The sequence below is a fragment of the Bacillus sp. EE-W1 genome (assembly GCF_009760835.1).
Classification (GTDB): Bacteria; Bacillota; Bacilli; order Bacillales; family Bacillaceae_G; genus Bacillus_A; species Bacillus_A wiedmannii.
The window spans coordinates 92,747-103,478 of the sequence record NZ_WIPE01000063.1 but is presented as its reverse complement, the minus strand read 5'-3'; the positions used below and the strand labels follow the sequence as shown (position 1 = coordinate 103,478).

Below are 10,732 nucleotides of genomic sequence, written 5' to 3'. Positions count from 1 at the left end.
ATAAGAAGTAATTGCCATATTTGAAACATGATAGAAGAAAAAAGTAAGATGGTTGTCAGTTGTCCATACACATAAAGCAATTAAATCTTTTGCTTGGTATTTACTGGTTCGTTGAACAAAATCAACATCTCTAGCAAGATTCCGTAAGGCATTTAGAGAAAAAAACCTTGAATTTCTTGAGCAGATAGTTGTAATTCGTCAAACACAGAAACAGACACAAAAAACGCCATCCTTTCCTATGATTTAAAGAAAGAACAGCGTTTTTTTTAATTTTATGGAGAACTAATTATTTCTTTTTTTATAATAAGAAAGGAGATTTATTATCATATTAATTAAACATATAGAGATAAGCGAGTACTTAAAAATAGTACTTTTATAGTTTCCAAAAAACAAAAATAGTATAGCTAAAAGTGATATTATGCTAATAATTAAATGATACATATATTGAGACTGTTTCTTCATTAATCATCCCTATTATTCGTTTAATATAAATATACAGATTATATATTGTCATAGAGGAGATTAAAATAAACAAAATATGCCTATTGCATATCTAATAGCAAGATACCAATGCATACTTCATTAACTAAAAAATAACCTGACCTTTCAAAGAAGTTTCTCTTCTCCCTAATCTCCTGCGAGACCATATTTTTTCATTGAAATTTTCCATATCTTATTTGATTTATTTATTCTGTAACACCGGATTGGGTTACTTTTACATCAGCTGTTACACGAAAACGTAAATGTTTATAGGATTCTTCCCATTCTTGACTGTTCCATTTTCTTACGTGAGTTCTACCGAGCTTTCTAAGTCCTATAGGATCTGTGCCTTTTTTAATAAATCTCTTTATCAATGTAGTTGCTTTTTTTTCTATTTCTGTTTCCATAATTTTTTCTATTTTTTTTATTTCTTTAGGATTATCTAGATTTTTGGTTTTTGTAAATTCTTGAATTTCAGCTTTAACTTGAATATGAGCATTTACGAATGGATGCTTACTATTCCCCTCCATCTTATATTTTGTTCTAGCTTTTATATTCTCTATCGTGGCGTAAGTATTTGAAGAACTAGGTAGTTTGAATTGGTAAGTACCTTGTTTAAATTTATCTGTCAACAATTTAAATACAAATAAATCTTTAGGGTTAACTTTATCAACCATTTTACATCTTTTAAAAAGTGCTATTCCATTTAACTCCAACACGTTCCCTTTTTTAGATATCATCGGCAAATAGGAATCCCTCGCATCATCATCAAGTTGATTTAAAAACATAAAAAAGTTTGTTTTTGGTTGCGTCCCATTGTTCATATTTTGCTCCAGTAAAGAGGATAGATAGGAAGCAATTTCTTTTTCTTTAGAATAGTTCCCCTTTAATAGTGATTCCCCTTTTACATTTGTAATTGCTAAATAAATTGCATTTCCTACACTAGGATTTCGGTTCAAAGTCTCTAAAATTTCCTGCATTCCCTTTTCAATTATTTTTTCATTAAATATAATAACACGCAATTGACCCAACTCTAGAGGTCCAGAAGATTTTTCGGATGCCCTTGCAAGAACTTCTCTACCAGTCTGGCCTGATGCTGAATAGATTTTTGTTTCACCTTCTCCGCCTCCTTTATAAGCTGAAATCGCAAAGGTTCCTTTTAGCTTACCTTCTGCTTCAGTATCATATGCCGCAACTTGAACTAAATCAATGTCATCCACAATTTTTGTTTTAGCACAACCTATTAAGAAGACACTTAATATAAGGAAAAGTATCCATCTCTTCATGTTTATCTCCTTAACTTTATTTTGGCGGTTTGAATTAGCCATAGTACAGGTAGGTATACATATATATATACAAAGCCAATTTGACCTGTCCAAGTATTTAATAAGTTAATTTTATTACGGTTATTCAAGAAAAATGATAAAACAAAGATGAATACGATGATAACTGGCAAAACATATTTTTGCTTTATTCCTAGTGCCTCTTTTATACCACGACTTACTCCCCATAATGTAAAGGAAACATTAGGTAATATAAAAAAAGCCCAAACAGAAACAATAATGTATTCAAACCGCTCTATAAAGGGAAATTGTATAATTTTAATCATGCTTAAATATGCCCAGATCGCGTTCGCGAGTTGTTTTTCACTAAAAAACGCAAGAGTTAAAATCATAAGGTATGTGTAGACAATAGTCGTTACTAAATTTGCATAGTGCGCATATTTTTGAGACTTTTTTGCCTTTCTAATAAATGGGTAGTACAACAATAACATTTCAAATCCAAAAAAACTAAACATATTTCCTTTCATTCCTTTCATAATTTCTAGGAATGAATGCTGTGCAATTGGAAATAAATTCCGGAAATCTGCATACTGCAAAGGATAAAAAAATGTAAAGATTAGAATGCTTGGGATAACGATTCCAAAGAAGCCAATTCCGACAACTACACGAAACCCTCCAGTCACAATGTAATAACATAAGCCTAAAAAAGCCCCCGCTATAACCCAAGATGAAATTGAAGGAAACATCCAAACATGTACTACTTCGATATAAGTATGTAGTGTTGTTGCACCTAACAATACAATATAGGATAAAAAAATGAAGTTGAACAATCCACCAACCCATTTTCCAAATACGTTTTGATTGATTGCAATGATGTCTCCATTACCCTGATTTAAAATCTGATATATAATCCAAATCATAAGATTAACAGATATTCCAAAAAGTAGCGTACTAATCCACGCATCATTTCCAACTAACTTTGCACCAATCCTTTCAAAACCAAGCATACCAACCCCCATCTGTATAGTAATAATCGAAAAAAACACCATATATGGAGATACTTGATACTCAATCGGGATCTGTTTCATAATGCTCCTCCATGCTAAATTCAATCATCAAAATCATTTCGTGATAAGATTTTATTTTTCTCTACCTCTTCTGGATTAAAACGAAAACGCTGTTTAGATCTTGAAAAAATCGGACGTCGGAACATCGCTGAGATTGGCATACGTATAATGCTGTCTTTCCAATCTGTAGGGCGTGTAGGATAAAAAGGGAACAAATAAGGACGACTTAATGATTCTGTACGTAATAAGCGTGCTAAAAGGAAAGAACTTGTTAAAACAATTCCTAATAAGCCCAACAGGTGTGCAGCCATTATAAAAGGAAAACGAATTACTCGAATTGTATTACCAATTCTATATATTGGTGCTGTAAATGAACTAAGAGCTGAAAGTGCAACAATGATAATTAGTACATTACTTGTAAGACTTGCCTCTACCGATGCTTGGCCAATTACAATACCACCTACTATACCGACAGTTAAACCCACTTTAGTTGGTAAACGTGCCCCCGCTTCTCTCAGCAATTCAATCGTTATTTCTAAAAAAAGTGCTTCGATTAATGGAGGAAAAGGTACTTTACTTCTCGATATGATTAACGTTTCAAGAAGCTCTTTTGGAATAAGCTCGTAATGATATGTTAATATCGAAACATATAATGGAGTCGTTAAAACAGAAAACATAAAAGCAAAAAGCCTTAACAGTCGAAAAAAGGAGGCAATAATCCAAGGCATGGTGTAATCTTCTGTCGTAGAAAAAAAGTCAATTAATGTTGTTGGCAGGGTGATAGCATAAGGTGAGCCATCTACAAAAAGTGCAATTTTCCCTTCTGCCAATACAGCTGCTACACGGTCTGGACGTTCTGTATTCAAAAATTGAGGGAATATGGAATTAGGATTGTCAGCAATTAATTGAATCAAATAAGTACTATCTAAAACATGGTCTGTTTTTATTTGACTCACTCGTTTTATAATTTCTTGTAGATTTTGATCATTTACAATTCCCTCAATAAATACAATTGCAACGGTTGTGTTAGAGAGAGATCCTACCTTCAATTCCTTCATTTGTAAATAAGGTGTTGGAAGCTTTCTACGTACTAAATTTAAGTTTACATCTAAATCTTCAACAAATGCGATTTGTGGACCCACGATATTGTATTCAATTTCAGCTTTTGTAATATCTCTTTTTTCTTTCTTTGACACATTTATTAACAAGCCATTTAATTTATCTGTATCGAACTGAATAAGTATATAGCCGTTTAAAATACTATCCTGAATATCTTTCATTTGATTTGTTACTTTTGAATTTTCAAAGGGTAAGATAGACTGAATATCTTGTAACGAATCGAAGCTCCTCTCTTTTATATAAGTTAAAACCTCTTCATGAAATATATTTATATCGATTAATGTTCTAAAATATGAAATGACTATAGCGGAATTCTTTGAAGCGATCTCCAATGTTATAAAATCTTTAGATTTTTTTAGCAATTGCATTAATTCCTGCAAAGATTTTATAGAATGAATAGGTACTTTTTCATGTGGTTTCAATTGATAATACCCTTCCTTTCAAAAAGAAACTATATATAGTTTTTAGGAAATTTCTAATTTTAAAATTAGGGATAGTTATATGTAAATATGCTCATTGAAAATAATGCCTTTGGAAATAACTTAACCAAAAACAGTTAAAAAATGTACTTAAAGTAAAAATAAGGAATGATTATAAACGAAATTATGATGTGGATTAGATGGTATATCCAGCATTTCGGCAAGTTCAAGCCAGCCAAATGTCATTGCTCGAAGAAACTTTTTAAAACGATAGCCGAGACAGAAAAAAGAATCTTAATAGGGTTCACTGTACATGCCTATCAACTTAAGAATTCAGAATTAACACAAAACGGTAAGGTGAGCTTTTTTGTTACAAGTTAGCAGAAAATTTCGTTTTGGGGTGCTATAAAATTTTAGCTTGATGCAATGTGACGCTACCCCAAAATACAAAAATCTCTTTCAAAAAAAGAAAGGCGCCTATGCACCTTTCTTTTTTAATTCACTTGTACTCTCTTCAGCATCCAAAATTCCTTCTGAATCACTTTAACGCATCATTGTACGGACCTAATTGCTTTTTAGAAAAGTAATGAATTGTCTCCTTACTTTTCAGTAACATATTTCCTTTTATAATTAAAAAATAGGTAGCTACTAGAAAATAGATTAGCCCTAATATCCAATCCAAATTTGTAGCTAAATTGTGTAAAAGAACATATCTCATATATGCATAACCAATTGGTACATGTAGTAATACAACCGCACCTAATCCTGGGTTGTATATTGTTTTAGCTTTTATATTCGCCAAAATACCATGCCATATGAATTGAAAAAATCCCATTAAAATAGGTCCCAACCCAAGCCATATAATATTTGGAAAGAAAACCGGAAGTAAATAAAAAACATACGCAATCAAAATATTTATTACCATAGCAGATTGCGTATTTAACGGATAGCGATCTGGTATATCACTTTTAAATATAACTACATTAAACAGACCAGCGAAATAACCTGGCCAACGATACTCTTCAAATTGATGCACTAAAATGGCTACAAAACTTAACGCTAACAGTACTTTTATTTCACTCATTTCTCCAAAATTCGCGACTAAACAACCTACGACAGCAATTGCCATAGCTAACCCTACATCACACCAACGCTTTCTAAAGAAACTAATCATCTCTATCACCCACTATCTTAATTTTTATAAAAATAGCGTTCAAATAGGAAATCAATTTGTTTTTCTACAGGCAGTATTCTTATATCTGCCCCTGATTCAAGAATTAGCATCATTAATTCTGGGAGAAAAATGGATCCGAATATTTGCACTATCATCATCATTAAAATTTCCTGATCCGTTTCATTTGTTATTTCGCTTAAAATATTCTTCACTTTACTAAAACCGAGCCTCTTCAAAAAATCACCATATTCGTATTGAGATGTAAATACCGTAGTTCCCATTGCAATAATTTTCCTAACTAACTCAGGGTATTGCCGAATTACTAGTACATAATCAAGTAAAAATATTTTTAATCTTTCTTTCGCTGGCACTTTAATATCATCTAAAATAGAAAAAGTGCCTTGAAAGCTAATTAATAAGACTTTAATTGTCTCACTTATCAACTTTTCTTTTGAGCCAAAATGGTAATTTACAAGCGCAATATTTGTATCCGACAATGCCGCAATTTTTCTTATTGTTACACTTTCGAAGCCTTCGTCTTTAATGAACTCCAATGTTATATTTACAGAATTTTTAATTTTATCAATCTTTTTGGAATTCCAAATATAATTATCTTTTTCACATTATAAAAATTTCTCTATAAATTTTTCATATTTTCTACTTGTTTGGCACTTTCATTACTATAAGTGGAAATTTTTCTCATTTTTAAAATAATACAACCTAAACTAAATGCGAAAAGTGAAAATATCCCAAAAGTAACCTTTATAGTATTTAAGGACAGACTCCAGCTAATTAGAAAAGATACTAGTGCCCCCCCTAAACTGGCCGATGCAATAAATAAACTAGTCACTTCATCAATATTATTTTCCATAATACGGGAAGCTAAGATTAATGTTATTGGAAAAACACCCGCTATAACTAAACCAATAATGAAGATGATAAACAAATACATACCTGTACCTTGAACAAAAGGGAATAGAAATAATAGAATCACTAATGTAAAGCAACTAGATGTAATGTATGTCCAATAATTAAATTTATGAGCAAACTTACCCACAAATATTCTTCCTATAACTATGGCTAGCCAAAAACAAGATATACTTACTGAACTGATTAATTCATTATTGGTAAGAATCATTATTGTAGATAAAAAATTTGCAAGATTGGTTTCTATGCCTGCATATAAGAATGCAAAAAGTGAAATAAATACTATAACTTTCATCTTTTCACTTTTAAATTTAAGAGTGAATGAGGAAAGGGATGCTCCTCCCTTTTCATTTTTTTGAGGAGAAAAATTTAGAAATTTTGTACGTCCAAGCATGTACCAAACAAATAGTGTAAAAATAAAGAATAGTAATATCCCATAAAGAATAAAATACCATTCATAAAATTTTGTAATATAATTAACTAGTAACGGAAATCCTAGCGCCCCAACCCCAAACCATACTTCGAGAATACTAAATTTAGCAGCACTATTCCTTTCTGCTGAAATAATAAAGGAACCCACCGTAGTTTCTAACAAACCTGCTCCATAGCCTAATACAAAGCAAATAACGGCTAAATATGCCCATTCTTTAATATATATAAAACCTCCTAGGACGATGGACATTACTAAAACACCTAATGTTATTGTTTTAAAATAATGATACTTGCTTACTAGTATGGGTGAACTTAGAACACCAAATAAAAAACCCGTAAATTGAAAAAATATTAAAACACCTAATTGATCAGGGGTTCTTCCATAATATTGTATTAATGAAGGAATTAAACTACCTATGCAAACATGTATTATTCCTACAATAAAATAAAACAAGCAACCATAATAAAATATTAACCGCACCTTTTCTCAACTCCAATCCAAAATAAAAACAGGGATTTAAGTAAAAGTTTTAAACCCCTGTTTTTACCATAAAACTAAATAGTTGCTACAGATCGTTCTTTATTACTACTGCTTTTATCAAAAAACATATCCAATATTACTTGTGAACGAAATCCATCTTCAAATGTTGCTACAGACTTATTTGGCCCACCTTCCGCAGCCTTAGCCCATTCTATAATTTCACTTCTAAAAGAATCAGACCATTCAAAAATCTCGTTTTCTGGATCGACTAGTAAAGGTAATGGTAACGGGATTTCATGTTTTTCCAATCCATCAAAGAGTATATATTTATTTGGCTCTTTAGAAGAATACTTATATTCTTTCTTCGTACCTATTACCTCTATACTAAAACCACAATCGTCAAGAAATGAACTTTTAGATGTTGTAATATTAACAAAAACCTTATTTTTCAATTGGCCATAAACCTCAGCATAGTCATCAACAAAAACTGGTTTACTTTCTTTTTCCTTAACATTTGTTTTAATTTTAGTTCGAACAGTATCCTCTCTAAAATCACTCTCAAATAAAAACCATAATAAATCTATTAGATGAATTCCTAAATCTCCCAAGGCCCCGCTAGTTCTATTACTTTGAAAATCATCTCGCCAAGTAAACGAAGTTCTCCTAAAAGCGCTATTCTTTTTAAAATGCAATCTTACCACTACTATTTCCCCTAATTCTTCATTTTGAATTAATTGTTTTAAAGCCTTAACATAAGATAGGTGGCGATAGTTAAACCCCATTGAAGCGACTAAATTAGTATTTTTTGCTATTGTCATCATGTATTTTGCTTCTTCACAAGAAATTGCCATTGGCTTTTCACATAACACATGTTTGTTTTTTAATAACGCTTGAACAGCTTGAGATCTATGACAAAAATTCGGTGAAGATATTATTACCCCATCAACTACTTCAAGTAACTCTTCATAGCTATTAAAAACCTTCCCACCAAAATTCCCTACCAACTTTTGGGCATTCTCATTATTAACATCATACACTCCAACTAATTTACAACTATCAACAGTTGATAATGCTCTAGAATGAGCTCTTGCAATACTTCCTGCACCTATAATCCCAATATTCATTATATGAACATCCCCTTTTAATTAATAATGTGCTTTAGAGTATTTAAAATTCCAATCGAGTATTCACCTTCAGCTAACATTGAGTGTGTGTTTTTGGCTTCTTCTGTTGCATTTTCTACTAAATAACCATGTCTTACAGCTTGTAGCATTCTTAAATCATTCCCACTATCTCCAAAAGCAATGGCATTTGTTTTATCTAGTTCGTACTTGTCTAAAATAAACTTCACTATCTCATCTTTACCTGTTCCAAGTGGAATAAAATCTACATCATAGCAATTTTCTGGATCACCAGCTAGTGGATTACATTTGTTAATATTAACTCCCACTTGGAATATTTCTCCGATTTCTTCTATCTTTTCTAAATTCTTTGCATCAATAAATTCATTTTGCTCTTCATAATAAAAATTAAATTTGTACTTAGAACTTCCTAATTGTGTCTGAGGTCTTAAAAAAATTTCATATTTTGATTCTAGCAATTTAAGAATTCTTTCAATCTTTGAAGAATCAAAACCACCCCCTATAATTCTCTCCTCCCAAATTTGATCATCTATAGTAGTCCCATTACTATCAAAGTACGTTATTTCTGTACCTAATCCACTCGCCACAAAATGAGGGAAATACTGAATAGCACCCTTTTTCATTTTTTCAACAATGGATTCTAAACTACTTCCCGTTACCCAACCAATTACTAAATCCCCTTTACTTCCTTGTTCATACAAATACTTTTCTAACAATTTCATATTGCTTCTTTTAGAATCATCCATGTTATGAGGATAATAAGTTTCATCAAAATCACAGAACACTACATATTTAGGCTTTTTAACCTGTGGTAGTCTTTCAAAATTTAAAGACTTTAAAACTTCATTACTTATAGACATTGAATAATCCCTCCAAAACGAAATTTTGCTCTTCTAACATCATGTTTGGGTGTAAAGGTAAATGTAATATTTCTTTATGAACTTGCTCTGTACTTAATATATTGTTTTGCAAATCATTTTCCTTTATCCACTTAGTATTTTGTTTATGAGATAGTACCGGATAATAAATATCTGTTTCAATGTTATACAATTGGTACAATTTATTTTTCAACTCGTCTCTTCTTCCATTTTCAACTCTAATCGGAAAAAGGTGCCAGACATTATCTTCTGTTATCATAGGTAGCTTAATTAATTCTCTATCCTCTAATTCCTTTAAATCACGTATATATCGTTGAGCTAAATACGCTCTTTTTAAATTGTTATATGATAAGTACTTAATTCTTTCCAAACCAATAGCTGCTTGCAAATTATCAATTTTAGAATTGAATCCAAAGTCTAATACCTTTTTATTTTTTTTATCAATCTCAAATCCATGATAACTATATTGATTGCAACGAATTGCAAGAGTTTCATTATTAGTAACTATTGCACCTGCCTTACCACATACACCAAAATTCTTATATGGATTAAAACTAAGGACAATTATATCTCCATATTCTCCAAGATTTGAAGAACCAATAGCTTGACATGCATCTTCAATAACTGTTAATTGATATAGATCCGCAATTTCACGAATTTTTTTCATTTCACATTGTTTACCATACAAATGTACAGGTAAAATGCATTTAGTTTTTTTGGTTATAGCTTCTTCTATTTTAGATGGATCAATACAATAACTCTGCTGATCTATATCTACAAATATAGGTTTTGCTCCGACTGCTAACACGGCATTTTCAGTAGCAGCAAAACTATTAGCTGGCATAATTACTTCATCTCCCGGCTGAATACCAATAGATAACAATGACACCATAAGGGCATCCGTACCACTACTTGTTGCAATTACAAACTTTTTATTTAAATAATTTCCGATTACTTCTTCTAGCTTTTTTGAAAATGGTCCACTTGTAAATTGACCTGTCGGTAAGACATCTTTTAAAACTCCTATAATTTTCTCAACCTCATCTTGCGAAATCAACCGATTAACTGGCATAAATTCTATTTTCTGTATATTTTTTCTGCTATAATTGAAAATATCTTTTTCTATATTAATATCTATTTTCAATTTATTTTCTCTAAATAATTTCTCTTTCATCTTGTGATTCGGCAATATATTACTAATTTCAAATTCTTTTTCTTTTGTCTCCCCCTGTAGGCACTTTAATAAAGCTAAATTGTCTTTACTATGTCCAGAAATTGTAGTAAGAGTTTTCACGTTAAATCACCTCTAAGAAATTATTTTGAAAATCAT

Annotated in this window: 9 protein-coding genes and 1 pseudogene; all 10 read right to left on the bottom strand. The window is 31.1% G+C overall.

Annotated elements, in window-relative coordinates; all coding sequences use genetic code 11:
• Window positions 1–42 precede the first annotated feature (42 nt).
• A pseudogene (locus GFJ36_RS13255) lies at window positions 43–218 on the bottom strand (IS4 family transposase); the annotation flags it as partial.
• Between the two features lie 468 nt (window positions 219–686).
• Entirely contained in the window at window positions 687–1,766 is a 1,080-nt protein-coding gene (locus GFJ36_RS13250) for a Ger(x)C family spore germination protein (protein WP_087986152.1), read from the bottom strand.
• A 2-nt stretch (window positions 1,767–1,768) separates the two neighbouring features.
• On the bottom strand, window positions 1,769–2,851 hold the full coding sequence (locus GFJ36_RS13245) for a GerAB/ArcD/ProY family transporter (protein WP_097890995.1): 1,083 nt from the start codon (window positions 2,849–2,851) through the stop codon (window positions 1,769–1,771).
• 20 nt (window positions 2,852–2,871) lie between these two features.
• On the bottom strand, window positions 2,872–4,371 hold the full coding sequence (locus GFJ36_RS13240; RefSeq protein ID WP_000802287.1) for a spore germination protein: 1,500 nt from the start codon (window positions 4,369–4,371) through the stop codon (window positions 2,872–2,874).
• 535 nt (window positions 4,372–4,906) lie between these two features.
• Window positions 4,907–5,542, bottom strand: a complete 636-nt coding sequence (locus tag GFJ36_RS13235; protein WP_242015993.1) for an HXXEE domain-containing protein — start codon at window positions 5,540–5,542, stop codon at window positions 4,907–4,909.
• 17 nt (window positions 5,543–5,559) lie between these two features.
• Window positions 5,560–6,147, bottom strand: coding sequence for a TetR/AcrR family transcriptional regulator (locus GFJ36_RS13230; protein WP_087986154.1), 588 nt, complete (start codon window positions 6,145–6,147; stop codon window positions 5,560–5,562).
• 32 nt (window positions 6,148–6,179) lie between these two features.
• Entirely contained in the window at window positions 6,180–7,382 is a 1,203-nt protein-coding gene (locus GFJ36_RS13225; RefSeq protein WP_087986155.1) for an MFS transporter, read from the bottom strand.
• 74 nt (window positions 7,383–7,456) lie between these two features.
• Window positions 7,457–8,506 (bottom strand): Gfo/Idh/MocA family protein, encoded by a 1,050-nt coding sequence (locus GFJ36_RS13220; RefSeq protein ID WP_060488893.1) that lies wholly within the window; start codon window positions 8,504–8,506, stop codon window positions 7,457–7,459.
• Between the two features lie 17 nt (window positions 8,507–8,523).
• Window positions 8,524–9,384: an HAD-IIB family hydrolase gene (locus GFJ36_RS13215; RefSeq protein WP_087986156.1), complete on the bottom strand. Its 861-nt coding sequence runs from the start codon at window positions 9,382–9,384 to the stop codon at window positions 8,524–8,526.
• Window positions 9,371–10,696 (bottom strand): DegT/DnrJ/EryC1/StrS aminotransferase family protein, encoded by a 1,326-nt coding sequence (locus GFJ36_RS13210; RefSeq protein ID WP_087986157.1) that lies wholly within the window; start codon window positions 10,694–10,696, stop codon window positions 9,371–9,373. The genes GFJ36_RS13215 and GFJ36_RS13210 overlap by 14 nt, the downstream gene beginning before the upstream one ends.
• Window positions 10,697–10,732: the final 36 nt, after the last annotated feature.

Bases quoted from the DNA above. Each gene is read 5' to 3' on its own strand.
- GFJ36_RS13250 (WP_087986152.1), bottom strand. From the start codon at position 1,766: ATGAAGAGATGGATACTTTTCCTTATATTAAGTGTCTTCTTAATAGGT.
- GFJ36_RS13245 (WP_097890995.1), bottom strand. From the start codon at position 2,851: ATGAAACAGATCCCGATTGAGTATCAAGTATCTCCATATATGGTGTTT.
- GFJ36_RS13235 (WP_242015993.1), bottom strand. From the start codon at position 5,542: ATGATTAGTTTCTTTAGAAAGCGTTGGTGTGATGTAGGGTTAGCTATG.
- GFJ36_RS13220 (WP_060488893.1), bottom strand. From the start codon at position 8,506: ATGAATATTGGGATTATAGGTGCAGGAAGTATTGCAAGAGCTCATTCT.
- GFJ36_RS13215 (WP_087986156.1), bottom strand. From the start codon at position 9,384: ATGTCTATAAGTAATGAAGTTTTAAAGTCTTTAAATTTTGAAAGACTA.